20 protein-coding genes and 1 tRNA gene are annotated in these 23,448 nt (G+C 64.8%); 11 read left to right on the forward strand and 10 right to left on the reverse strand.

The features are described from left to right. Positions 1 to 4: 4 nt before the first annotated feature. The gene (locus tag BLEFHOIH_RS11485; RefSeq protein ID WP_088345511.1) at positions 5 to 910 is read left to right on the forward strand and encodes a J domain-containing protein; all 906 of its coding nucleotides are present in this window, start codon (positions 5 to 7) and stop codon (positions 908 to 910) included. A 299-nt stretch (positions 911 to 1,209) separates the two neighbouring features. On the opposite strand, the gene rfbC is transcribed toward BLEFHOIH_RS11485, so the two are convergent. From rfbC to BLEFHOIH_RS11510, 5 genes are all read right to left on the reverse strand, one after another. Next, complete coding sequence (gene rfbC, locus BLEFHOIH_RS11490) at positions 1,210 to 1,740, reverse strand: dTDP-4-dehydrorhamnose 3,5-epimerase (RefSeq protein WP_088345513.1); 531 nt, start codon at positions 1,738 to 1,740, stop codon at positions 1,210 to 1,212. Between the two features lie 33 nt (positions 1,741 to 1,773). After that, positions 1,774 to 3,021: an MlaD family protein gene (locus tag BLEFHOIH_RS11495; RefSeq protein WP_088345515.1), complete on the reverse strand. Its 1,248-nt coding sequence runs from the start codon at positions 3,019 to 3,021 to the stop codon at positions 1,774 to 1,776. Between the two features lie 10 nt (positions 3,022 to 3,031). Continuing rightward, on the reverse strand, positions 3,032 to 3,811 hold the full coding sequence (locus BLEFHOIH_RS11500; protein WP_088345517.1) for an ATP-binding cassette domain-containing protein: 780 nt from the start codon (positions 3,809 to 3,811) through the stop codon (positions 3,032 to 3,034). 6 nt (positions 3,812 to 3,817) lie between these two features. Further along, positions 3,818 to 4,954 (reverse strand): MlaE family lipid ABC transporter permease subunit, encoded by a 1,137-nt coding sequence (locus BLEFHOIH_RS11505; protein ID WP_088345519.1) that lies wholly within the window; start codon positions 4,952 to 4,954, stop codon positions 3,818 to 3,820. Positions 4,955 to 5,068: 114 nt separating this feature from the next. Next, positions 5,069 to 5,443 carry a hypothetical protein gene (locus BLEFHOIH_RS11510; protein ID WP_088345521.1) on the reverse strand — a complete coding sequence of 125 codons (375 nt, stop codon included), beginning with the start codon at positions 5,441 to 5,443 and terminating at the stop codon, positions 5,069 to 5,071. A gap of 210 nt (positions 5,444 to 5,653) precedes the next feature. Here BLEFHOIH_RS11510 and hemH point away from each other — a divergent pair, with 210 nt between their 5' ends. After that, positions 5,654 to 6,679 carry a ferrochelatase gene (gene hemH, locus BLEFHOIH_RS11515; protein WP_088345523.1) on the forward strand — a complete coding sequence of 342 codons (1,026 nt, stop codon included), beginning with the start codon at positions 5,654 to 5,656 and terminating at the stop codon, positions 6,677 to 6,679. 45 nt (positions 6,680 to 6,724) lie between these two features. Here the strand turns inward: hemH and BLEFHOIH_RS11520 are convergent, their stop codons facing one another. Beyond that, entirely contained in the window at positions 6,725 to 7,042 is a 318-nt protein-coding gene (locus BLEFHOIH_RS11520) for a zf-TFIIB domain-containing protein (RefSeq protein WP_088345525.1), read from the reverse strand. Between the two features lie 562 nt (positions 7,043 to 7,604). On the opposite strand from BLEFHOIH_RS11520, the gene BLEFHOIH_RS11525 reads away from it, so the two are divergent. The 3 genes from BLEFHOIH_RS11525 to BLEFHOIH_RS11535 all read left to right on the forward strand — a co-directional run bounded on the left by BLEFHOIH_RS11525 (position 7,605) and on the right by BLEFHOIH_RS11535 (position 11,426). After that, positions 7,605 to 8,639: an SPFH domain-containing protein gene (locus BLEFHOIH_RS11525; RefSeq protein ID WP_088345527.1), complete on the forward strand. Its 1,035-nt coding sequence runs from the start codon at positions 7,605 to 7,607 to the stop codon at positions 8,637 to 8,639. A 6-nt stretch (positions 8,640 to 8,645) separates the two neighbouring features. Next, a complete protein-coding gene (locus BLEFHOIH_RS11530; RefSeq protein ID WP_210191706.1) occupies positions 8,646 to 9,209 on the forward strand; it encodes an NfeD family protein in 564 nt (187 codons plus the stop codon). Positions 9,210 to 9,527: 318 nt separating this feature from the next. Then, entirely contained in the window at positions 9,528 to 11,426 is a 1,899-nt protein-coding gene (locus tag BLEFHOIH_RS11535; RefSeq protein ID WP_088345529.1) for a nuclease-related domain-containing DEAD/DEAH box helicase, read from the forward strand. 192 nt (positions 11,427 to 11,618) lie between these two features. Here BLEFHOIH_RS11535 and BLEFHOIH_RS11540 read toward each other — a convergent pair whose 3' ends face one another. Both BLEFHOIH_RS11540 and galU read right to left on the reverse strand, forming a co-directional pair. Continuing rightward, positions 11,619 to 12,644 carry a KpsF/GutQ family sugar-phosphate isomerase gene (locus BLEFHOIH_RS11540; protein ID WP_088345531.1) on the reverse strand — a complete coding sequence of 342 codons (1,026 nt, stop codon included), beginning with the start codon at positions 12,642 to 12,644 and terminating at the stop codon, positions 11,619 to 11,621. A 165-nt stretch (positions 12,645 to 12,809) separates the two neighbouring features. Then, complete coding sequence (gene galU / locus BLEFHOIH_RS11545) at positions 12,810 to 13,703, reverse strand: UTP--glucose-1-phosphate uridylyltransferase GalU (RefSeq protein WP_088345533.1); 894 nt, start codon at positions 13,701 to 13,703, stop codon at positions 12,810 to 12,812. 218 nt (positions 13,704 to 13,921) lie between these two features. Here galU and BLEFHOIH_RS11550 point away from each other — a divergent pair, with 218 nt between their 5' ends. The 3 genes from BLEFHOIH_RS11550 (at position 13,922) to BLEFHOIH_RS11560 (ending at position 18,340) form a co-directional block, all read left to right on the forward strand. Beyond that, positions 13,922 to 15,307, forward strand: a complete 1,386-nt coding sequence (locus BLEFHOIH_RS11550) for a peptidoglycan-binding protein (RefSeq protein WP_088345535.1) — start codon at positions 13,922 to 13,924, stop codon at positions 15,305 to 15,307. Between the two features lie 93 nt (positions 15,308 to 15,400). After that, positions 15,401 to 16,714 carry a GDSL-type esterase/lipase family protein gene (locus BLEFHOIH_RS11555; protein WP_088345537.1) on the forward strand — a complete coding sequence of 438 codons (1,314 nt, stop codon included), beginning with the start codon at positions 15,401 to 15,403 and terminating at the stop codon, positions 16,712 to 16,714. An 87-nt stretch (positions 16,715 to 16,801) separates the two neighbouring features. Continuing rightward, a complete protein-coding gene (locus BLEFHOIH_RS11560; RefSeq protein ID WP_170937113.1) occupies positions 16,802 to 18,340 on the forward strand; it encodes a GDSL-type esterase/lipase family protein in 1,539 nt (512 codons plus the stop codon). Positions 18,341 to 18,670: 330 nt separating this feature from the next. On the opposite strand, the gene BLEFHOIH_RS11565 is transcribed toward BLEFHOIH_RS11560, so the two are convergent. After that, positions 18,671 to 19,819, reverse strand: coding sequence for a site-2 protease family protein (locus BLEFHOIH_RS11565; protein WP_088345541.1), 1,149 nt, complete (start codon positions 19,817 to 19,819; stop codon positions 18,671 to 18,673). Positions 19,820 to 19,985: 166 nt separating this feature from the next. On the opposite strand from BLEFHOIH_RS11565, the gene BLEFHOIH_RS11570 reads away from it, so the two are divergent. Further along, positions 19,986 to 20,060, forward strand: a tRNA-Val gene (locus BLEFHOIH_RS11570). A 200-nt stretch (positions 20,061 to 20,260) separates the two neighbouring features. Here the strand turns inward: BLEFHOIH_RS11570 and BLEFHOIH_RS11575 are convergent. Then, positions 20,261 to 21,652, reverse strand: coding sequence for a M20/M25/M40 family metallo-hydrolase (locus BLEFHOIH_RS11575; protein ID WP_088345543.1), 1,392 nt, complete (start codon positions 21,650 to 21,652; stop codon positions 20,261 to 20,263). Positions 21,653 to 21,667: 15 nt separating this feature from the next. On the opposite strand from BLEFHOIH_RS11575, the gene BLEFHOIH_RS11580 reads away from it, so the two are divergent. Together BLEFHOIH_RS11580 and BLEFHOIH_RS11585 are read left to right on the forward strand one after the other, a co-directional pair. Continuing rightward, entirely contained in the window at positions 21,668 to 22,423 is a 756-nt protein-coding gene (locus tag BLEFHOIH_RS11580; RefSeq protein WP_348626048.1) for an RNA polymerase sigma factor, read from the forward strand. 27 nt (positions 22,424 to 22,450) lie between these two features. Further along, positions 22,451 to 23,293, forward strand: a complete 843-nt coding sequence (locus BLEFHOIH_RS11585; protein ID WP_088345547.1) for a hypothetical protein — start codon at positions 22,451 to 22,453, stop codon at positions 23,291 to 23,293. The last annotated feature ends 155 nt before the right edge of the window (positions 23,294 to 23,448 follow it).

The following is a 23,448-nucleotide window of genomic DNA, read 5'->3' on the forward strand; positions in this document are numbered from 1 at the left end:
GACGATGGACCAGGACCTATACCAAATACTGAATGTCAAGCGGGCGGCAACCCACGACGAGATTCGCGGCGCCTATCGCAAGCTGGCCAAGGAGTTCCACCCCGACCGCAATCCCGGCAATGCGGCCGCCGAGGAGAAATTCAAGCGCGTTTCCGCCGCCTTCGACATTCTGGGCGATCCGGACAAGCGCCGCCGCTACGACAATGGCGAGATCGACGCGTCCGGCCGCGAGAGTTCAGGCTATTACGGCGACAATGGCGGCGGCCAGCGCTACCGTCCCTCCGATAATTTCGGCGATTTCGGCGACATTTTCGGCGATTTCTTCGGCCGCGGCGGCACCGGCACCGCCAGCGGCGGCTTCAACATGCGCGGTATGGATTACCGCTACCATTTGGAGATCGAATTTCTCGAGGCGGTGAACGGCGTCAAGAAGCGCGTGCTGCTGCCGGAGGGCGAGACGCTCGACATCAACGTGCCTTCGGGCGTGGTGCAGGGGCAGGTTTTGCGGCTGAAGGGCAAGGGCGGCCCCGGCGTCGGGCGCGGCCAGCCGGGCGACGCGCTGATCGAGCTGAAAATCCGCCAGCACCCGTTCTTCGAGCGCGAGGGCGACGACATCGTGCTGGATTTGCCGATTGCGCTGTACGAGGCGGTTTTGGGCGCCAAGGTCGAAGCGCCGACGATCAACGGCCGTGTCGCGCTGACCGTGCCGAAGGGCGCCTCCACCGGACAATTGCTGCGCTTGCGCGCCAAGGGCGTCAGGAACGCCCAGACCGGCAACACCGGCGACCAGCTCGTGAAGCTGTGCATCGTCATGCCCCAGCGCATCGACCGCGAGCTGTTCGACTTCATGGAAGGCTGGAGCGAACTCCACCCCTACGACCCGCGCTCGAAGCTGAAGGAAGCGATTTGAGGCGCTGAGATGAAGTGCGGCGTGTTTTGACTCCGCGTCTCAACAGGCCGAAGGCTGTCCCTCTCCCCATAGACATTTTCAGAACCCGCTACTCTCATTTCCGTCGCCCCGGTTGTTAGAGCCGGGGCCCACTCGCCTCTCCACCGGCACTGTGCTCGCTGTTCTGCCAATGGATCCCGGTTCGGCCTGACGGCCGCCCGGGACGACGGGAGGAGAGGTCCATGCGATATGCAAAGTGGGGGAAGGACTTGGCTGCTGATCGGTGTTGGTCTGGGACATTCCCGCCTGACTGATCCGCACTAACCGGCAAAATCCGCCCAGCCGCGATCCTTGTCGGATATCACCGTCACCGGCAGGGGCCAGTCGATGCCGAAGGCGGTATCGTCATAGCGGACGCCGCTCGCCGCAGTCGGCTCGTAAAAGGCCGAGATCAGATAGCCGACCTCCACGTCGTCCGTCAGCGCCTGGAAACCGTGCGCGAAGCCTTTCGGGATATACAACCGGTGGCGATTCTGCGCCGTCAGCTCAAAGCCCTGCCAGCGCCGGAAGGTCACCGCACCGGGCCGCAGATCCACGATCACGTCGAGGATCGCGCCCTTGCCGCATGTGACGATCTTCACTTCGCCATGCGGGTCGGCCTGGAAATGCATGCCCCGCAGCGTGCCCTGCTTCACCGAGGATGACGTGGCGTGCTGGACGAATTGCGTCTCCAGCCCGTGCTCGGCCAGTTCGCGCACGCAAAAAGTTCGGGCGAAGAAGCCGCGATGGTCGTGGACGGGCTCCGGCACGATCAGCCAGGCCCCTGGCAGGCTGGTCTCCTCAAACCGCATGACAAGGTCCTCCGTGCTTGGGCCCGCCGCGTGTTATTGCTGGGCTGGCGCATCCGGTGCCGGGGCGGCCTGCGCTGCGCCGGGAGCCGGTGCCGGGTCCGCGTCGGGCGTTGCCGAAACGGCGGGCTCGCCTACGTCTTCGACCGGCTCGGCGCCCTTGGCCAGCACGGTCGAGGCCCAATCCACCAGCTCCGTCGCCGCGATGCCGAACGCCTTGTTCAGCGCCTCGACCGCCGGGCCGGTATCAGCCGACGGCGCGGGAGCCTCGGCATGAAACAGCTTGGCGTCGATGATCTTGCCGTCCTTGTCGGCGATCTTGGCGCTGAAATCGAGTTCGGCGAGCGGCGTTGGGCCGGTCAGCATCTGGAAATTGCGAATGTCGGTCAGGAGCTGGAAATCGCCGGTCACCGCATCGCCATTCTTGCTGACGCTGCCGATATAGCCCGCGTTCTCGAAGCTCTGCACGATCTTGGACTGCACCAGCACGGTGAGATTGTCCGCCCAGCGCGGGCCCGGCGTCAACGGGCTTTCATTCGGCGAGGGCCGGAACAGGATGTTCTGCGTATTGACCTGGATGATCGCCGACGGCTCGGGGATGGTGAGCTGGCCGCGCAAGGGTTTTGCCGGGCTGTCGAACTTCGTCGCCGCGATCAGGTCGAAGGCCTTGTCGCTGTCGGGGCCGCGCACGCCGCCGGTCATGCGCTCGAGGCCGGCGAGAATGCCGTCGACCTTGGCGGCATTGCGCGACAGCGCGGAGGCGAAATTGTTCAGATTGCCGACAAGCTCCTTGAAGGGCTGCGAATTGTCGTCGAGGATGCCGTTGATCTTCAGAAGCGCGTCGCGGGCCGATGTCGTCACGGTCTGCCCCGCGCCGACGCGGGCGACCAGCAAGGGCGGACGGCCGTTCTGCGGCACCAGCGGCACGCCGCTATTGCCGCCGGTCAGCGAGATCGCCGCGACGCCGGTCAGGCCCTGATATTCGAGATCGACTTCGGTGTCGCTGCGGATCGGCGTGTCGGCATCGACCGCGACCTCGACATCGACCTCGCTCGGGCGCACGGCGCTCAGGCGCAGCGCGGTGACTTCGCCGACGCGGATGCCGTTGAACAGCACCGACGAGCCCGTGAACAGGCCCGATACCGATTTGTCGAAGCGGACATTGTAGGTCGCCCGCTGGCCGAAGCCAGCGGAGTTGTTGAGCCAGTAAATGAAGCCGAAACCTCCCGCGAGCACCGCGATGAGGAAGAGGCCCATGAGGATATAGCGTGCACGGATTTCCATCTGCTGGCCTTCACATGGCGGTTGGGCGGGGCGCTTGCGCGATCATGCTGGCGCGCTTGCCCCGGAAATAGGATTTCACCCAAGGGTGTTCGGACATCATCATCATGTCCATGGTGCCCTCGGCGACGACGACGCCGTCGGCCAGCGCCGCGATCCGGTCGCAGACCGTATGCAGGCTTTCCAGATCATGCGTGACCATGAAAACGCTGAGACCCAGCGTCTGCTGCAGCGTACGGATTAGCAGGTCGAAATCGCCGGCGGAGATCGGGTCGAGGCCGGAGGTCGGCTCGTCGAGGAAGACGATTTCGGGGTCGAGCGCCAGGGCGCGGGCGAGGGCGACGCGCTTGGTCATGCCGCCGGACAGCTCGGAGGGGAATTTATCGGCGTCGCGCGCCGTCAGCCCGACCATTTCCAGCTTGGCGATGGCGACCTCGTCCATCAGCCGCTCGGACAGTTTCAGATATTCCCGCATCGGGAATTGCACGTTCTGGCGCACCGTGAGCGAGGAGAACAGGGCGCCGTTCTGGAACAGCACGCCCCAGTGCCGCTCGACGCCGCGCCTTTGTGCGTCGCTCGCCGTGTCAAGCCGCGTGCCGAGCGCTTCGATGCTGCCCGCCCTACGCGGCAAAAGGCCGATGATCGTCCGCAGCAGCACCGATTTACCGCTGCCCGAGCCGCCGACGAGCCCCAGGATTTCGCCGCGATGCACGTCGAGCGACAGGCCCTTCAGCACATTGTGGTCGCCGAAACCGACCACGAGATCGCGCACTTTGATGATGGCTTCCGGCATCCCGCCTCACATTCCGATCGAGGCGAAGAAAATGGCGAACAATCCGTCCAGCACGATGACCATGAAGATCGATTTTACCACCGATGACGTTGTTTTGAGGCCGAGGGATTCGGCGCTGCCCTGCACGCGCAGGCCCTCGGTGCAGGCGACGAACCCGATCACCAGCGCCATGAACGGCGCCTTGATCAGCCCGACCTCGAAATGGGTGATGCTGATCGCCTCGCGCAGCCGCTCGATATAGATCTCTGGCGCCATGCCGCCATAGAGGAAGGCGACGAGCCCGCCGCCGAACAGCGCCGCCATCGAGCCGAGGAAGGCGAGGATCGGCAGCGCGATGAGCAGCGCCAGGATGCGCGGCAGCACCAGCACTTCGATGGGATCGAAGCCCATGGTGCGCAACGCGTCGACCTCCTCGCGCATCTTCATCGAGCCAAGCTCGGCGGTGTAGGAACTGCCCGAGCGGCCGGCGACCATGATGGCGACGATCAGCACGCCGATTTCGCGCAGCACCAGAATGCCGACCATGTCCACGACATAGATGTCGGCGCCGAACTGGCGGAAATGGAAAAAGCCCTGCTGGGCGATGATGCAGCCGATCAGGAAGGTGATCAGCAGGATGATCGGCACCGCCTGCCAGCCGACGCGGTCGAGATGGTGCACGGCGGAGGTAATGCGGAAATTTTTCGGGCGGGCGACGACCCTGACCAGCGCCTCGCCGACCGCGCCGAACATGTTGACGAAGGGCAGCGTGCCGCGCAGGGCGCCCTCGAAGCTGCGGCCGATGCCATTGAGCCAGCGCAGGATTCCGGCGGATGTCCGCCGCGCATCCGTGTCGCCGCGATTGGCCTGATGAACCTCGTCGAGCAGACCGCGATAATGCTCCGGCAGGCCGGTGATCTCGACGCTGCGTTCGTTGCCCTTCCAGGCGCGCACCAGCCGCTCCAGCAGCCAGGCGCCAAAGGTGTCGAACTCACGTACGCCGGTCATGTCGATCGACATGCCGTGCAGTTTCGCGGCGGCGGCCGCCTGATTGTCGACCAGCGATTCGAGCTGCCCGGCATAGGTTGCGGTCCAAGAACCGCTGGCCGCGAGGAGCAGCCGCTCGCCGCTCACCGTGCTGTTCAATGCGGGCGCCGATGCCATCCCCACCCCATACACTCTCCAGATTCACCTTACGCAGCTAAGCTTTAGCGTCCTTCGCACGAAAATAAAATAACCGATGCTCCGAACGGCGCGAGTGGCGTCAGCGACGCAACTTTAGCGTGCATCTCTGATGCGGACGACACGGAAGGTGCGCTCTTTGCCGTCCTGCTCCTTGAGCGAGACATAGGCGCCGAGCTCGAAGACATGCGTGTTGAAGCGGTAGCCGCTGTCATCGTCGTCCTCATTGCCCTCGCCGTCATAATGGAAGGCCCAGGCGCCGCCGGGCTTGCGGATGAGATGGCCGCTCTCCTCGTCCTCGTCGCCCCAGAAGCGGGTAACGGTGCATTCGCCGCGATGATGCTTCCATTCGGCCGCGTCCAGGCTGCCGTCCGCCGCCAAGGGAGCAACGAACTCATAGCCGTGCTCATTGCTGCCGTCCGGGAACTCATGATCTCTGGCAAGCTCGAGGCGGATGCTCTTCATGGTCATGGCGGTGTCCTTCCATTGTCCGGCGACCCGGAGCTGAGCATATGGGTATGAGCTTTCAAATAGGTCAAGCTGGCGGCAGTTCTTTGATTTGCGCCATGTTCACCCCACATTGCGCAACGACAAATGCCCACGGCCCCCTTGCTCTTTAAGGGCCACCTCCCTAAACCTGCATCTCAAGTCCTTCCCGATAAAACCCTCTGGTTCCCCGCAATGGTCAACCCCGCCGCTACCGATCATCCCCCTGTCAAGCACGGCAATATCGGCGTGCTGATCGTCAATCTGGGCACGCCCGACGCGACCAGCTATTGGCCGATGCGGCGCTATCTGAAGGAATTTCTATCCGACCGGCGGGTGATCGAGGTCAATCCGGTGGTCTGGTGGTTCATCCTGAACGGCCCGGTGCTGACCAAGCGGCCCTTCAGCTCGGGCGAAGCCTACCGCCAGATCTGGAACACCGAGCGGGACGAATCCCCCTTGCGCACCATCACGCGCAACCAGGCTGAGATCCTTAGCCGGGATTTGGCCGAGCAGCCGCGCGTCAAGGTCGACTGGGCGATGCGTTATGGCAATCCCTCCATTGCGTCGCGGCTCGAGGTGTTGCAGGCCGAGGGCTGCGAGCGCATCCTGCTGGTGCCGCTCTATCCGCAATATTCCGCCGCCACCACCGCGACCGTCTGCGACAAGGCGTTCGATGCGCTGAAGACCATGCGCTGGCAGCCGACATTGCGCGTGGCGCCGCCCTATTATTCCGATCCCGGCTATATCGAGGCGCTGGCCCAGTCGATGCGCGCCAGCATCGCGGCGCTGGATTTCGAGCCGGAGGTGGTGATCGCCTCCTTCCACGGCCTGCCGCTGGAATATTTCCAGAAGGGCGACCCCTATCATTGCCACTGCGTGATGACGGCGCGGCTCTTGCGCGAACGGCTCGGCTGGGACGAAAAGCGCCTCCAGACCACCTTCCAGTCGCGCTTCGGCAAGGCGGAATGGCTGCAACCCTATACGGACAAGACCATCGCGCGCCTCGCGGAAGAAGGCGTCAAGCGGATGGCGGTAATTACGCCGGGCTTCGTTTCGGACTGCGTCGAGACGCTGGAGGAGATCGCCATGCAGGGCGGCGAGACCTTCCACGAACATGGCGGCGAGCATTTCGCCGCTCTTCCCTGCCTCAATGACAGCCCCGAGGGCATGGCGTTCCTGGCGACGCACGTCCGGCGTGAATTGCAGGGCTGGATTTAGCCTCCGGGGTATGGCGGCGAACCGGGCGCCCGCCGCCATGCGCGATCAATCGCCGAATATATCGAAGATGCTCCGGCGCCCGCCGCGATTGCGCCCGTAGTCGTCGTCATCATCGTCATCCCCCCAGCCGCGGCGGCCTTCGGGACGGCCCATCGGCCGAGGATCATATCCTCCTTGCGCCCACCCCTCCCGGCGGTCGTCATGATGTCCCGACTCCGCCTCGCGCGCGAAGGCGAGCAGCTTTTCAAGCTCGCCGCGGTCGAGCCACACGCCGCGGCAGGTCGGGCAGATGTCGAACTCAACGCCGGATCGTTGCACGGTCTGCATCGGTCCATTGTCGTTCGGGCAAAGCAACAGGGGCATCAGGTTTCTCCTTTCAGGTTGGGATGGGTCGCCGGCGCGCCAGAGCAAACGGTCGTTGCCCGCGGCGGGGATGGCGAAGGCAAACGGCCACGCGGCCGGGATCGCGCGGAGGCGGCGCAGACGCCGGAGCCAGCTTGCTCAGTCTCTCGAATTGGGAAATTCAATGGCCACCTCCGTGTTAGGGAGTGGGCTCGATCGGGCGCCGTGAACATCGGGCCCAGGCATCAAGCGCACTCGATGCGGTCCGACATCACGACCATCAGGTCGCCAGAGGGGCCCGGCCCGCAAAATCGAGATAGGGGATCCGGATTGACCTTGCAAGGGGGGGAGGTTCCGGCTTCTTCGCCTATGTTTGTGCGACGTTGCGGCCGGCTAAGCGCTTGCCGGTCCGGGCTCGCCAGGTCGGCGGCCGCCCCCACTCGACCCGCGCCTCCCGGTTGCTGAACACTGCCATGGTTGGCCCGCATTCATTTGATGTGTGCTATTCCTTAACGGCTTTTTGCTTCCTATCGCACTGACACGCGCTCGAAGCGAAGATTCCGGGCTTCTGGGGAGAATAATCATGTCGGGCTTTTCGATTTTTATTATCACTCTCCTCTTCCTCATCGTCGTCACCGTGCTCTCGACCGCCAAGGTCGTGCCGCAAGGCAATAATTTCACCGTCGAGCGGCTTGGCCGCTATGTCCGCACGCTGGGGCCGGGGCTCGGCATCATCGTGCCGTTCATCGAGCGGGTCGGGCGCCGCGTCAACATGATGGAACAGGTGCTCGACATCCCCACGCAGGAGGTCATCACGCGCGACAACGCCATGGTCCGCGTCGATGCCGTCGCCTTCTATCAGGTGCTCGACGCCGCCCAGGCCGCCTATGAGGTCAGCAATCTGCAGCAGGCCATGCTCAACCTGACCATGACCAATATCCGCACCGTGATGGGCTCGCTGGACCTCGACGAATTGCTCTCCAACCGCAACGAGATCAATGCGCGGCTTTTGCATATCGTCGACGAGGCGACCAACCCCTGGGGCATCAAGGTGACGCGCGTCGAGATCAAGGACATCGCGCCGCCCGCCGATCTGGTCGTCGCCATGGGCCGGCAGATGAAGGCCGAGCGCGAAAAGCGCGCCTCGATCCTGGAAGCGGAAGGCAAGCGGCAGGCCGCGATCTTGCAGGCCGAGGGTGACAAGCAGGCGCAGGTGCTCTCCGCCGAGGGCCGCAAGGAAGCCGCCTTCCGCGACGCCGAAGCGCGCGAGCGCCTCGCCGAAGCCGAGGCCCGCGCCACGCAATTCGTCAGCGACGCCATCGCCTCGGGCAGCATCCAGGCCATCAACTATTTCGTCGCCAATAATTATGTCGGCGCGCTGAAGGAACTGGCCCGCTCGCCCAATCAAAAGGTTTTGATGCTGCCGATCGATACGGCCGGCATCATCGGCGCGATTGGCGGCATCGCCGAGATCACGCGCGAAGCCTTTGGCGGGCTGAACGGCGCCCAGAAGCCCGGCGATGGGGCGGATGGCGCGGCGGCGCGCGCCACGGCGGACGCGCGGGCGAAGGCTTCCGGGCGCACGACGCCGGGCGGCTCGGTGCCGACGGTCTCGTAGAGCGCCGTGATCGACCAGGATGCGGACATCAAACTGCCGCGCGATTTGGCAAATCCGGCCTCGGCCCTGTCCGATCGCGCCACTCAGCCGGGGGACACGCTTTCGATGGACAATTATCTCAACCTGCTGATCGGCGCGACCGGCTGGAACTGGCTGATCGCCGCCGCCATCTTCTTCGCCCTCGACGTGCTGGCGCCGGGCTTCTTCCTGCTCTGGTTCGGCTTCGCCGCCGCAGCCGTCGCGGCCCTGGTCTTCGTGGTGCCGCTGCCGCCGCATTGGCAGATCATCGCCTTTTGCACCGCCTCGGTCGCCTCGTTGCTGATCGGCCGCAAGCTCTGGGGCGGCGCCAATGAAGACACCAGCGACAAGCCGCTGCTCAACCAGCGCGCCCGCCAGCTCATCGGCCGCGTCTTCGTGCTGAAGACGGCGATCCAGGGCGGCGAAGGCCGCGTCTATGCCGGCGACGGCGTCTGGTCCGTCCGCGGCCCCGACATGCCCGCCGGCAAACTGGTCCGCGTCACCGATGCAGATGGGACCGTGCTGATCGTCGAGGCGGCGGAGGGGGCATAGGCCCGAATGTAATCTCACTCGCGTCGTCCGGACACCGCGAGCGCTGCGGCACGAGGAAAGGCGAGTGGCGCCGGCTCGAAGTCGGGGCGACGAGTTTGGAAATAAAAGGCGGGATCGACTCACCGCTGACCACGTCGCGACCGTAATTCTCCAGCAATCCCCGGAAGTTTTCCCGCACGGGTAAATTTATCCCCAAACGTGTTCGAATTCCCATAATACGCAGTATTGCGTAAGGTCGGCCCGGCAGAGTAAGAGATTATACGCACCTATCCGGTGCGGGGGGACTCCGATCGACTTGTATGCGTTGGGGAGCAGACTATGGCGCAGATGATACCGGAGCGGCTGCCGGCGAGGGCGAGCCGTGGCGAAGAGCGGCTGTTCGAGATCCTGAAAAAGCTGCCGGATGATTGCATTGTCTATTACGAGCCGATCGTCGCCGACCGTTATCCTGATTTCGTCGTCATCATTCCAAGTCTTGGCGTGCTCATCGTCGAGGTGAAGGGCTGGTATCTCGGCTGGATCTCGGACGCCGATCAGGAGCGTGTCGTCGTCAATGAGAATGGCGGACAGGTGCGCAGGGACCATCCCCTTCAGCAGGCGCGCAAATATCAGTACGAGCTGATGGACGAGGCGCGCAGGCAGGATTTCGCAAAATGCCTGCTTCATCAGGGCGGCGAGCGCCTTGGCAATTTTCTGTTCCCGTTCGGCCATTTCGCGCTGCTGACCAACATCACCCGCGAGCAATTGGACAAGTCGGACAAGCCGGCCGTGCGGCAGGCGTTTTCCTCGCGCCGCGACGTCACCCGCGATGTCATGGAGGAATGGGAAGCGCTGGGCGGCGAAGCCTTGCTGCTGGCGCTGCAGGCGCGGTTCGATCCTTATTGGCCGATCGAGCCGCTGAGCCCGCGGCAGGTCGATGCGATCCGCGCGGTAATTCATCCGGAGACGATCATCTCGCTGCCGGCAGTGGGCGGTGGCGCAGGCCCGCGCGATGGCCTCGACCTGCTCAAGATCCTCGATCTTCACCAGGAGCGTGAGGCCCGCAATATCCGCAGCGGACACCGGATCATCCGGGGCGTAGCGGGCTCCGGCAAGACGGTGCTGCTGCTGGCCCGCGCCAAAATGCTGGGCGGCGATGGCAGCAAGAGGGTGCTGCTGCTTTGCTATAATAGGGCGTTGGCGGGATATCTTCGTTCCTGTGTGTCGAACTATCCGAATGTCACTGTGCGGCATTTCTATGAATGGGGCAGGGCGAACGGGATCGGGTTCAAGCGTGACGAAGGCGCAGACGATTATGGGCAGCGCCTGCTAACTCAGCTTGAGCGCGGTGAAGGCGAGGCTGGCATGTTTGACGCTGTCTTGATTGATGAGTATCAGGACTTCGCCTTGTCCTGGTTCAAATGCGCCAAGCTCGCGTTGAAAGAACCGGAAGATGGGGATTTCGTCATTGTCGGCGATGCGAGCCAGTCGGTTTATAAGCAGCTAGGTTTTCGATGGTCCGATGCCGGTATCAAGGCGCGCGGACGCTCGACCAAGCTTGAGGTGAACTACCGCAATACCCGCGAGATGATGATTGCGGCCGCAAGCTTCGCGCCGCAAGGCCGTGACGACGAGGACGATCTCGGCGCGAGCGTTCCTCCGTCGGTCGAGACATGCCGCCGTAGCGGACCGAAGGTCGAGGTTATCCAGTGCCTCGACATAGCCGACGAAGTGACCCAGGCCGCGAGGCGAATCAAGCAGTGGATCGACGCAGGCCAGTACCGGCCTCACGAAATCGCAATTTTGTATGCACGTCGGGAGACCCGGCGGCACAAGTCCGAGCTGTACCGCCTTCGCGGTCTCCTGGACCCTTATCCATCGGTACTGCTTGCCGGTGATGCCGACGTTGGCTCGTATGCCGATCCGGGAATCAAGATCTCGACCATCTACAGCTCCAAGGGCCTGCAATTCCCGGCGGTTCTGGTGATCTGGGCCGATCTCCTTCCGTCGAATTTCCCAGATCGCGATGACGACAATGAGCGAAGCCAATTCTATGTCGCTTTGACCCGGGCCGAGCATCAGCTGGTGATTACGCATTCCGGCGGATCGACCTATGTCGACGAGTTGCGGAATAATCTTGAGCTTCCCCGGTCGGAGGCCGCGTTGGGGCAACCGTGGCTGCCTGAGATCGTGGATAGCCCGGAAGGCGTCGGGGCGAACGACAATCTGGGTCTTTAAGGCCGTTCCGCAAGTCAGGGCGCGGCGACGCGCCCTTCAGCGACCACGCACTTGTCATTCCCGCGAATGCGGGAATCCATTGCGCCCCAGCAGTCTCGGCTGAGGGAGTGCCTCGGCTGCAAACGTTGCCCTCTACTGGATCCCCGCTTCGCGGGGATGACAAAAAAGGAGAGCGTTCGCGAGCCGTCGCCCCTAAGCCACTCCGGCCCGCAGCAGATCGTGGATGTGGATGATGCCGACCGGCTTGGCGTCCTCCACCACGAACACCGCCGTGATTGCCGATTCGTTCACCAGTTGCAGGGCCGCGCTGACCAGCGTGTCGGGCGTGATTGTCTTGGGGTGGGCGGTCATGATCTCCCGCACTTCGGCGGACAGCAGATCCGGACCCATATGGCGGCGCAGATCGCCATCCGTCACGATGCCCAGCAATTCGCCCGCATCGCCGACGACGCCGAGGCAGCCGAAGCTCTTCTCCGTCATGATGACCAGCGCTTCGCCCATCCGGGCGGAGGCCGCGCAAAGAGGCAGGCGCTCGCCGCTATGCATCATGTCGGCAGCGTAACGTAAATTGGCGCCGAGCTGGCCGCCGGGATGAAAAATCTTGAAATCGGCGGCGCTGAAGCCGCGCGATTCCAGCAGCGCCACCGCCAGGCAGTCGCCCGCGGCGAGCTGCATCGCGGTGGAGGTGGTCGGCGCGAGGCCGTGCGGGCAGGCTTCCTGCGAATTGGGCAGCTTCAGCACCACGTCCGAGGCCTTGCCGAGAGCGCTCTCCTCGCGCGAGGTCAGCGCGATCAGCGGCACGGCGAAGCGGCGTGAATAGGTGATGATATTGCCCAGTTCCACGGTCTCGCCGGACCAGGACAGCGCCAGGATGACGTCCTCCGGCGTAATCATGCCGAGATCGCCGTGGCTTGCCTCGCCCGGATGCACGAAGAAGGCCGGGGTACCGGTCGAGGCGAAAGTCGCGGCGAGCTTTTGGCCGATATGGCCGCTCTTGCCCATTCCGGTGACGATGACGCGGCCGCGCGAGGCCCGGATGGTCTCGACCGCCGCCACGAAAGCTGCGCCCAGGCCATCGTCGATGGCGGCCTTCAGCGCGGCAAGGCCGCCGATCTCCAGATCGAGCGTGCGCCGCGCCGAGGCGATGGCGCCCTCCGGCTCGGCCTTTGTTCCTCGCGCGATGATGACCGGGCGACGGAGCGCCTCGTCCTGCAGCATGCCCTGCTCCCCTAGAAGGCTTCCCCAACAAGCATCGGGAAAGCCATCCCTCGCGGAACCGGGATAGACGCGGCTTTTCCCACAAAAAATGGTGCGCAAATAAAAACGTCCAGATTGTGATCGGTCCGGCTGGACCGACCGCCAATCTTTTCCCCAACCGCCCGGTCAGCCCGCCAGCAGCTTGCCCATCTCTTCGGCGAAGCGCGGGCCCAGCTCCTTATGGTCGAGCGCGAAGGCCGCATTCGCCAAGAGGAAGCCGAGTTTTGAACCGCAGTCGAAGCTGCGGCCGGAATATTTATAGGCGTAGAAGCGCTGCGTCTTCATCAGCGTCTTCATGGCGTCGGTGATCTGGATCTCGTTGCCGGCGCCGCGCTCCTGGCTGGAGAGGATGTCGAAGATCTCCGGCTGCAGCAGATAGCGGCCCATGATGATGAGGTTGCTCGGCGCTTCGGCGACCGAGGGCTTTTCCACCATCGCGGTGATCGGCCAGAGCGGCCCGTCGCCCGGCTCGATGCCGACGATGCCGTAGCTCGAGACCTCGTTCTGCGGCACTTCCTCGACGGCGATCAGATTGACCTTCTCGCCGGCCGCCGACAGCTCATTATAGACGTCCATCATCTGCGCGAGGCAGCTCGGCCCGTCATTCTTCACCAGCACGTCCGGCAGCAGCAGCGCGAAAGGCTCGTGCCCGACGATGTCGCGCGCGCACCAGACCGCGTGGCCAAGGCCGAGCGGTTCCTGCTGGCGGGTGAAGCTGGTCTGGCCGGGCGCGGGCAGAAAACGGTTCAGCGCCTCGAGTTCGGCCAGCTTGTTGCGCTGGCGCAGCGTGTGTTCCAGCTCGAAGGGGCGGTCGAAATGGTCCTCGATGACGCCCTTATTGCGCCCGGTGACGAAAATCAGATGTTCGGCGCCGCCCTGGCGCGCTTCGTCCACCACATGCTGGATCACCGGACGGTCAACAACGGTGAGCATTTCCTTGGGCATCGCCTTGGTGGCAGGCAAAAACCGCGTCCCCAGGCCGGCGACGGGAAAGATGGCTTTACGGATGGATTGGGTCATTTGCTGCTTTTTAATGTGGGTAAAATTACGGCTCAATTTGGGACAGAAACGCCCGCCCGGAATTTATGGCCGAAAGGGCAAACCCCGTCCAGACCAGATTTGCGCGATGTTTGACGCAGCATCCATAAGCGAACGACAACCTCCGCGCGCACTTCCGGGCTGGCATCGCGGCGCAGTCTCTGCCAGTATGCGCCCGGTAAACGATTTGAGGGTTCTGAATGTTTCGCTTGTGCGCCTGCCGCACGCTGATTGCCGTGATGCTTGCCGTCTGCGCTCTCGCGATGGCGTCCCCCGTAAGGGCGGCGAGTTTCGAGGTTTGGCTCGGCGAATTATGGCCCGAGGCCAAGGCAGCCGGCGTTTCCCGCGCCACCTTCGACCGCGTTTTCGCTGGAATGACGCCCGATTGCGGCGTGCCCGGCGTGTTCTGCCCGGGCGAGAAGGAGAAGCCCGCCGGCCGCACGCTGAGCGAGCGCACCGGCCTTCCTGAGACCTGTAACAAGATCACCCAGTCCGAGTTCCTGCAGCCGGAAAAATACTTCCCGCCCAAATATATGCGCTCGCTGGCGCTGCGCGGCAAAGGCATCCTCGACAAGCTCGAAAAGGAAGGGCCCAAGACCCATCAGGCGCTGATCGACATCGAGCAGAATTTCCGCATTCCGCGCGCCATGCTGATGGGCTTGTGGGGCCGCGAGACCGCCTTCGGCGACGCCAAGCTCGACCATAACGCGCTGCAAGCGCTCGCCTCCTCCGCCTATGCCGGCTACAAGAGCCGCCGCGATTGGAGCCGCAAGCAATTGATCGCGGCGTTGAAAATGGTCGAGGACGGCCATATCACGCCGGAGAAGTTCCGCAGCTCCTATGCCGGCGCGACCGGCCTCACCCAGATCATGCCCGACGAATTCCTCGGCTTTGCCGTCGACGGCGACCGCGACGGCAAGCGGGATATCTGGAATTCCATGCCGGACGCGATGGCGACCACGGCCAATGTTCTGAAGGATCGCGGCTGGCATAGCGCGGCGCGGAGCTGGGGCTATGAGATCAAGCTGCCGCCCACCAGCCAGAGTTTCGACTGCACCATGGAGAACCGCACCAATCGCTGGCCGATCGGCGAATGGGCGAGCCGCTACGGCATTTCCCGGCTGGCGCCCGGCGGCGGCACGCTGGACTTCCCCAACCCGGCGGTGACCGGCTATCTCGTCATGCCTGCCGGCGCGCGCGGACCGGCCTTCATCGCCACCGAGAATTTCGACGTGCTGCGCAGCTACAACCCGTCCGACCTCTATGCCCTGTTCGTCGGGCACTTGGCCGACCGCGTCGGCTGCGACACGGATGGGCGCGAATGCGGCTTCCAGACGCCCTGGCCGAAAGCCACCGACGCCGATTTCGAATTTTCGGTGGAGAATCTATGCCGGATGCAGGTGGCGCTGAAGCAACGCGGCTTTCTTGACGGCACTCCGGACGGGCTGTTCGGCGCGGGCACCCGCGTCGCCATCGGGCGCTATCAGAAAGCCATGCAGCGCTCGCCCGATTGCTATCCGACCCGCACAATCTTCCAGGAGCTGACCGGCAAATCCGGCACCCAGGCTCTCAACGCTCCGAACTAGCGATGGCGCGGCAATCAGGGTAGAACCGGCTGGACGATGGCGGCCAATTTCGTAAGATCTGGCTGACATATCGGACTTGGCGAAACGACGAAGATGACGGCAATGCGCATGATCCCCTCCCGGCCAAGACGGCGCCATCGGTTTCAGGCAATCGGCGCGTCGCTGCTGACCGCACTCGCCATGTCGGCCGCCCCGGCGGAGAACGCCGCCGCACAGGCGCAGAGCCAGGCCCAGAACCAGGGGCAGGCGCCCGCCTTCGCCTTCCGCGCCCGCTCCTATATCAATCCGTTTCCGCAGACCGACCGCTATCATCTGCATGTCATCGGCGATTTTCTCGGCGCGGGCCTCGCCAGCGGCCTCGAGGAAGCCTTCGCCCAGGACGGCACGCTGAAGATCATCAACTCGACCAAGCCGACTGCCGGTCTTGCCCGGCCAGACCGCACCAGTTGGGCCGCCGATATCGAGGAACTGGCAAAGGCGCAGCCGATCCACATCGCCGTCGTCATGATGGGCGTCAACGACGTGCGCAACATCCGCACCGATGGCGGCACCATCGCCCGCTGGGGCACCGAGGAATGGCGCACCGCTTACGGCGAGGAAGTCGACAAGCTGATCAAGGCGCTGAAGGACAAGGGCATCGCCATCTACTGGGTCGGGCTGCCGGTGATGGCGAACGCCAAGACCAACGAAGCCATGGCGCTGATGAACGACATCATCCGCGAACGGACCTATGTCTCCGGCACCAAATATATCGATAGCTGGAACGGCTTTACCGACCAGCTCGGCGCCTTCGCCGCCTATGGCCCGGACCTGACCGGCCAGTCCAAGAAGCTGCGCGAGGCCGACGGCACCTCCTTCACCGCGCGCGGCAACCGGAAGCTGGCCGATTACGTCGAGATCAATCTGAGGCGCGACCTCGCCGCCGCCCGCTCCGAGCGCAACATCCCGCTCGCCGGCGACGACGAGGAGCAGTCGCGGCTGGTGGCCAAGGCGCCGGGCGACGCCGCGCCGCTCGCCGACAATGCCGCGCCTTCCGCCGGGGCAAACCCCGCAGCGCCGCAATCGGACAATCCGTCCACGGCGCCCGCCGGCAAAACCGCCGCCGCCGCGCCGCAAGGAACGCCCGGCGCAGCGCCCCAGGGGCCTGCCGCGCCGGCGGCTCCGGCACCGGTTGCCGCCAACGCTTTTGCCAGCGGCTACTCGCCGCCCGGCGAAACGATTTTGGGCGATGTCAGCGAGGGCGTCACAGGTCTGGCGACTGTGTCTCCGATGACAGACCTCAACGCAAATTTCGGCGAACGCCGCCTTCCGGTCACGGAAAGGCTTTATTATAAGGCTCTGGTCAAAGGGGAAGCGCTTAAACCGAAGCCCAGCCGGGCTGACGATTTCAAGTGGCCGCGAAGCTGAAGGCAGGCGTCGCGGCTCGGCGTCGTTGCGTTATCGCGTTTTAGGGGGAATTGGAAGTTGATTGGGGCGTGGGCGGACTCCAGGCACGTGCGTCGCGCAGTGCGGATCGTGGCTGCGGGGGTGACGGCATTCGGCGTGGCCGGCTGCTTGCCGGGAAGCCAGTCCGCGAACAAGAAGGGCGATGCCGCGCATCCCTATGCCGAGGCATCCGGCAAGCCCGGCGCCATCCGCACCGGCAAGAGCGACCCGCAGCTCGACGAGATCGCCGAAGCCGCCGATAGGCTGTTTAACACCGACGCCGCCACCGCCAGCCGCAAATCGAGCCAGGAAGCGGCGATCTATACGACCGCCACCACGAGCGCTTCGGCCCAGGATGCTCTGACCGGCGGCGGCGGCGCGCCTTCCGTCGAGGAAATTCCCGAAATCCCGGCCAATGTCGCGCTCGCGCGGTTCTTCTCCGCGCTCGAGAAGTTGGAGGGGCGGCAGGGCACCAAGACCGTCACCGTGCTGCATCTCGGCGACAGCCATATCGCGGCCGACCGGTTCTCCGGCGGGTTGCGCGACCAGTTCCAGAGCCGCTTCGGCGATGCCGGCCGGGGCATGCTCACGCCCGGCCTGTATCTTGCGAGCGGCGTCAAATTCGATCGCGGCGGCCAGTGGCAGACCGCGCTCAGCACCGGCACCGTGCCCGGCCCCTACGGCATCACCGGCGCCAAGCTGACGGCGGAGGGCCGCGATGCCTGGCTGCGGCTGACGGCGGTCGACCAGCCATTTGCCTGGTGCGAATTGACGCTCGAGAGCGGCCCCGACACCGGCACCGTGCTGATCGATCTCGACGGCGACCAGAAGCAGGCCTCGACCCGCGAAGCGGCGCCGAACTGGCGCAATATCCGCATCGAGCGGCAGGCGCGCGAGCTTCTCATCAAGCCCAAGGGCGACGGCGCCATCACCCTGCATTCGATTTCCATCGGCACCGACAAGCCGGGCGTGCGCTACGTCAATCTCGGCCTGCCCGGCGCCACGGCGACGACGCCGCTATCCTGGGACCCCGCCTATATGGCGCGCGACATGAAGCGGCTGGCGCCCGATCTGATCATCTTCTCCTACGGCACCGACGAGAGTTTCGAGGACCAGCTCAACCTCGCCGATTACGAGGCCAAGGCCAGCACCGCCATCGCCCGCCTGCGCCAGAGCGCACCGCAGGCCTCGATCCTGATCGTCGGCCCGCCGGACGTGGCGCGGATGCCCAAATTCGCCGCCGGCACCGGCAAGGCGAGCGACGTCTGCCGCGCCCTCAGCGCGTCCGAGCGCGGCGATTACGGCAAGCGCCTCCGGGCCGGCGACCCGCGCCTTGCCCGCTGGCACCCGCCCTTCAACCTGGAAGCCGTCCGCAACACCCTGCGGCGCCTCGCCGCCGCGCATCAGGCCTTCTTCTGGGACTGGTCGAAGCTGATGGGCGGCGCTTGCGGCGTCCACGCCTGGGTGCATTCCAACCCGCCGCTCGCCGCCAACGACCACATCCACCTGACGGAAGAGGGCTCGAAGCGCTCCGCCCGCCTGCTGTTCCGCGAGATCATGAACGCCTATGACAGCGGCGGCCGCGGCGCGGTCTCGGCGAAGAAGTAGCAACGGGGGCAATTGGGAGCGGGACAATGGGACTGGTGCGATCCTGAACGCGCGGCGGCCTTGCCCGCCTCGGCGCGCCGGGTGAAGGGTTACAAGCGATTGGTAAGTTGCAGCGCCTCACACAATCTCCCTGAAGACACCCCACCTCCGTCGCCCCGGCCGAAGAGCCGGGGCCCACTCGCCTTTTTTCTTACCGCAGTGCTCGCTGATCGGCCATTGGGTCCCGGCTCGCCCTTACGGGCGTCCGGGACGACGGAGCTTGGCGATCAACTTCGAGGATTTTTCCGCGGCGCCCGTCTTGTTACGTGCCACGGGTGAACGGGGGGCACCTCACCCCACCGTCTGGCCGCCCTCCGACCCGCGCATGGCGTTGCCGCGGTGGATGTACGCGAAGATGTCGCGGGCGCTGATCCAGCCGGAAATCTTGCCATCGCTCAAGACGAAGGCCTGGTTGCCGCGGGTGCGGCCAAGCTGGCGCAACGCCGCAATCGCGCTGCGGTCCGCACCGACGGTCTCGTCTGCCTCCAGCGGGCGCACCGCCTCGCTCAGCGACATGCCGGCCCGCCGGTCGGCCGGGATCTTCTGCAGCTCCGACAGCAGCACCAGACCGATCGGCCGCCCGTCCTGCATCACCGGAAACAGGATGTCGCCGGCGCGCGCATCGGTGTGCGCGATCAGCTCGTCCACCTTGATCTGGCCGGGAACGCCGGCGGGGGCCGGCCGCATGAGCTGGCGCACGCTGACGCCGCGCAATGCCTCCATGATCTCGGTCTGACGCCGCGCGCCACCGGCCGCATTGTAGATGAAATAGCCGATCAGGATCTGCCAGAGCCCGCCGATGGTTGAGCCCTGGTAGCTGTTATAGGCGCCGTAGACCATCAGCGCGATGCCGAGCACCGCGCCGAGCACCGAGGCGATGCGGGTGGCGCTGCGCAGGTCGCCCTGCCACCACCACAGGCCCGCCCGCAGCATCCGCCCGCCATCGAGCGGGAAGGCCGGGATCAGGTTGAAGATTGCCAGCACCATATTGATCAGGCTGAGATAGCCGAGCAGGGCGAGCACCTGGATCGAGGCGCTGTCGAGCAGCAGCTCCGCCAGCCCCCACAGCGCGAAGGCCAGCACGACGCTGGAAATCGGCCCGGCGATCGCCACCAGAAATTCTGATTTTGCGGTTGGCGGCTCATCCTCCAGTTCGGCGACGCCGCCGAAGATGAACAGCGTGATGCCAGCGATCTTGATGTCGTAATAACGGGCGACGAGCGCATGCGCCAATTCGTGATAGACGATCGAGGCGAACATGCCGGCGGCGGCAAAAACGGCGGTCAGGTAGTAATCCTGAACGGTCAGGCCGGGCAGGACTTCCGGGAAATAGTTGGTGGCCAGGCTCCAGATCACCAGCGCGGCGAGGAAGAACCACGACAGGTCGATGCTGATGCGGAAGCCGAGAATGGAAAACAGCGGAAAGCTTTTGGTAAACATCGCACCTGTCCGGTTGCTCGCTTGGGTCGCTCCAACAGAGATGGGAGTTTGTGGCGAAATTCCTAAAGGAAGGAAAGCAAACGGTTGCGCAAACCCGCTTGCCCGGCGGCGGACGTGATGCTATGCAGCTTTTCCGCACCGGTCCTTCGGGGACCCGCCGGGTTTCGGTCGCTTAGCTCAGCGGTAGAGCACTACGTTGACATCGTAGGGGTCAGTGGTTCAATCCCACTAGCGACCACCATTCCTCCCGCCGCAAGTTCGCGGCTCATTCCGCCAGATCGCTGACCACGCGCTGCAAATTAATTGTGACGCGCGCCAGCCGAAGGGCCGTCGCCGGGGCCGCAGCAGATATGCGGGCGCCGCGTCGAATTCTACGTCAGCCGATTCATGCGCCAGGCGCTGCGGAGAAAAATCCCTCGCGCGGGACGGCGTCGCGTCGCCTCACCCCGCCAGCCGATCCAGGATCCGCGCCCAGGACCGAGCGCCTTTCTTAAAACTCGTCAGATTGTACTTCTCGTTCGGCGAGTGAATGCGGTCGTCCTCCAGCGCGAAGCCGACCAGCACCGAATCCATGCCGAGCTTGCGCTTGAACGAATCCACGATCGGGATCGATGCGCCGCAGCCCATCAGGATCGTCTCCGCATCCCATTCCTCGCGCAGGGCTTCCGCCGCGCGGCGAATGGCGGGCAGGCCGGTGTCGAAGCCGATGGCCGGGCTGCCGCCCGTACCCTTGAATTCGGCCCGGCAATCGGCGGGCAGGTTGGCCGTCACGAAGCGTTTAAAACCCTCCACGACCGCCGCAGGGTCCTGCCCCGGCACCAGGCGAAAAGTCAGCTTTGCCGAGGCCTCGGCGGGGATCACCGTCTTGGTGCCGGGCCCCGTATAACCCCCGACAATGCCGTTGATCTCGGCGGTCGGGCGCGACCAGAGCTGTTCCAGGAAACTCTTATCGGCCTCCCCCGCCGGCGTCGACAGGCCGACCGGGCCAAGCGTGCGCGCCGCATCGACGCCGAGCGCGCGCCATTGCGCGATCTGCGAGGCCGACGGCTCGATAATGCCGTCATAGAAGCCGGGGACCTGCACGCGGCCATCTGCGTCGTGCAGCCGCCCGAGGATCTGCGTCAGCGCCCGGATCGGGTTCATCGCCGGGCCGCCATAGAGGCCTGAATGCAGATCGCGGCTCGCCGCCTTGATAACCACCTCGGCATGGGTGAGGCCGCGCAAGCTGGTGGTGATCGCCGGCTGTCCCGGGCTCATCTGGCCGGTGTCGCAAATGAAGACGTAATCGGCTTTCAGCTCGTCCGCATAGCCGTCGAGAAAGGCCGGAAGGCTGGGGCTGCCGCATTCCTCCTCGCCTTCGAGCAGCACCGAAATCGAGGCCGGCAGGCCGCCCGTCACCGCCATCCAGGCGCGGAAGGCCTCGATGAACGTCATCACCTGGCCCTTGTCGTCGCTCGACCCTCGCGCCACGATCACCTGGCCGTTGGCGCCGTCCTCCGCCAGACGCGGCTCGAAAGGCGGCGTCTCCCACAGACCGAGCGGATCGGCGGGCTGCACGTCGTAATGGCCGTAGAAGAGCACATGCGGAGCGTTTGCCGACGAATGCCGCCAATGCGCGACCACCATCGGCTTGCCCGGCGTCGCCTGCACACGTGCCTCGAAACCGATCTCGCGCAACTGCGCGGCGCACCAGCCGGCGGCGCTTCGGCAGGCCTCGTCATAGGCCGGATCGGTCGAAATGCTCGGGATCGCCAATAACGAGAAGAGCCGCGCCAGCGCTGCATCGGTCGATGCATCGAGCTGCGCAAGCACAGGTTTCAAAGCTTCGCTCATATCGGCTATCCTCAATTGTCGCGGATCATCTCGAAAACCATACATACCGGCTTTGCTTACCAAAGTGTTTTCCCAGCCTCTCCTCCACAAGCCATTTCGCTCACTCATCACGCCATCGTGGCCGATTTAATGCAAAACCCTGGCCAGGAATGCTTGGCTTTCCCCTCACTCCGCATTAAACCGGATGGGGACCGCCCCGCCCCGGCCGGGCGCGGCACGGTTGCTGCACGGGGCGCGATGGGCGACAGCGAGTTCAGTCTCAGACGCAAAGAGGTGCAGGAGGGGCTGCCGCCGCTCCTGAAGCGGCTCTGGCGCTACGGCCTCGTCCTCTCCGGCGACAGCGACACCGCCCACGAGCTGGTCCAGGCGACCTGCCTGCGGGCTCTCGAAAAATGCGATCAGTTTCAGCCCGGCACGCAGATTTCGCGCTGGGCCTACACCATATTGCGCTCGATCTGGATGAATGAGCTGCGCTCGCGGCGCGTCCGCACCGGGAACGGCTTCGTCGATCCGGAAATTGCCCTGATTGCCGACGGCATCGGCGAAATGGACACGAATTTATTGGCTCGCCAGGTGTTGAAGGAGGTGGAGCGTCTGCCCGAAGGACAGCGCGAGGCCGTGTTTCTGGTTTATGGCGAAGGATTATCCTACCGCGAGGCTGCGGACATGCTGGGCATCCCGCAAGGGACGGTGATGAGCCGCCTGGCCGCCGCACGCGCGAAACTCGCCGATCTAAAGGATCACGGCGACCATTTATTGCCCGCCGAATAGCCCCGGCGGGGTGGAGAAAAGAGCTTTATGGCCCCGGCAGACCATAGTGACCTCAGCGACGAGACGCTGGTCGCCTTTATCGACGAGGCGCTTAGCCCCACGGAGCGCAGGCGGACGGCGGACGCTCTGTCGCGCAACGCGGAGGCGCGTGCCCGGCTCGAGCGGCTCAGGCGCGGCGGCCGCCCGTTCGGCGAGGCGTTCGATGCACTGCTTCAAGCTGCACCTGAGCACAGGCTGCACGCGATGTTCGCCGATTTGATGGCGAAGCGTGGCGAAACGGCGACAGTCGGTTTCGGCGGTAATGTTGCGCCGATGCGGCGGCGCGCGCGGAGCGGCGGCTCGTCGGCGTGGCAGATGGCGGCGGCCGCCGCTGTGGTGGCGCTCGCCTTCGCCGGTGGGCTGCAGACGGCGGGCTATTTCGGGACGGCGCGACAGATTGCTGAGCAAAAGCCAGGCTGGCGCGAGGCCGCTTCCCGCTATGTGGCGCTGTTCTCGAAGGAGACGCTGGAGGGGATGCCGCGCGACCAGCAGGCCCGGCAGGCCAATCTGCAGCGCGCCGCGCAGGTGCTCGGCCTGCCGCTCTCGGACGAGCGCATCGCCAATCCGGCCTTGGATTTCCAGGGCACGCAGATCCTACAACTCGACGGCAAGCCGCTGGCGCAGATCTCCTATCTGTTCGACGGCCGCACGCCGGTCGCGCTCTGCATCATCCGCACCGCGAACGCCCCGCAGACCGCGCAGATCGAGGAGCGGCACGGGCTGAACATCGTGCATTGGGTGAAGGGCGGTTACGGCTTCATGGTCATTGGCGACATCCCCGGACCGGAGCTGGAGCGGATCTCGCGGACCTTCCGGGCGCAGTTTTCGTAACGGTCGCGGCGAGGGCTGCGGCGGCTGCTTATGCGCAATCGCGCGGAGCCCGCGACCGGTGGCCGCCCGCTATAAGGGCAGCGGAACGCATCGCTTTTCCGGAAGGCCCGCCGCTGTATCAGTCCATCGCCCGCCGCCTCGGTTTCGCCAAGCCG

Origin of the sequence: Rhodomicrobium sp. R_RK_3, from assembly GCF_002198715.1 — a bacterium.
Taxonomy (GTDB): domain Bacteria; phylum Pseudomonadota; class Alphaproteobacteria; order Rhizobiales; family Rhodomicrobiaceae; genus R-RK-3.

Excerpts from the sequence above, each read along its gene's own strand:
- BLEFHOIH_RS11565 (WP_088345541.1), bottom strand. The coding sequence starts at position 19,819 with ATGTTTACCAAAAGCTTTCCGCTGTTTTCCATTCTCGGCTTCCGCATC.
- BLEFHOIH_RS11500 (WP_088345517.1), bottom strand. The coding sequence starts at position 3,811 with ATGCCGGAAGCCATCATCAAAGTGCGCGATCTCGTGGTCGGTTTCGGC.
- BLEFHOIH_RS11540 (WP_088345531.1), bottom strand. The coding sequence starts at position 12,644 with ATGCTGCAGGACGAGGCGCTCCGTCGCCCGGTCATCATCGCGCGAGGA.
- BLEFHOIH_RS11555 (WP_088345537.1), top strand. The coding sequence starts at position 15,401 with ATGACGGCAATGCGCATGATCCCCTCCCGGCCAAGACGGCGCCATCGG.
- BLEFHOIH_RS11585 (WP_088345547.1), top strand. The coding sequence starts at position 22,451 with ATGGCCCCGGCAGACCATAGTGACCTCAGCGACGAGACGCTGGTCGCC.
- BLEFHOIH_RS11550 (WP_088345535.1), top strand. The coding sequence starts at position 13,922 with ATGTTTCGCTTGTGCGCCTGCCGCACGCTGATTGCCGTGATGCTTGCC.
- BLEFHOIH_RS11505 (WP_088345519.1), bottom strand. The coding sequence starts at position 4,954 with ATGGCATCGGCGCCCGCATTGAACAGCACGGTGAGCGGCGAGCGGCTG.
- rfbC (WP_088345513.1), bottom strand. The coding sequence starts at position 1,740 with ATGCGGTTTGAGGAGACCAGCCTGCCAGGGGCCTGGCTGATCGTGCCG.
- BLEFHOIH_RS11485 (WP_088345511.1), top strand. The coding sequence starts at position 5 with ATGGACCAGGACCTATACCAAATACTGAATGTCAAGCGGGCGGCAACC.
- BLEFHOIH_RS11520 (WP_088345525.1), bottom strand. The coding sequence starts at position 7,042 with ATGCCCCTGTTGCTTTGCCCGAACGACAATGGACCGATGCAGACCGTG.
- BLEFHOIH_RS11525 (WP_088345527.1), top strand. The coding sequence starts at position 7,605 with ATGTCGGGCTTTTCGATTTTTATTATCACTCTCCTCTTCCTCATCGTC.
- BLEFHOIH_RS11510 (WP_088345521.1), bottom strand. The coding sequence starts at position 5,443 with ATGACCATGAAGAGCATCCGCCTCGAGCTTGCCAGAGATCATGAGTTC.
- BLEFHOIH_RS11535 (WP_088345529.1), top strand. The coding sequence starts at position 9,528 with ATGGCGCAGATGATACCGGAGCGGCTGCCGGCGAGGGCGAGCCGTGGC.
- BLEFHOIH_RS11495 (WP_088345515.1), bottom strand. The coding sequence starts at position 3,021 with ATGGAAATCCGTGCACGCTATATCCTCATGGGCCTCTTCCTCATCGCG.
- BLEFHOIH_RS11575 (WP_088345543.1), bottom strand. The coding sequence starts at position 21,652 with ATGAGCGAAGCTTTGAAACCTGTGCTTGCGCAGCTCGATGCATCGACC.
- hemH (WP_088345523.1), top strand. The coding sequence starts at position 5,654 with ATGGTCAACCCCGCCGCTACCGATCATCCCCCTGTCAAGCACGGCAAT.
- galU (WP_088345533.1), bottom strand. The coding sequence starts at position 13,703 with ATGACCCAATCCATCCGTAAAGCCATCTTTCCCGTCGCCGGCCTGGGG.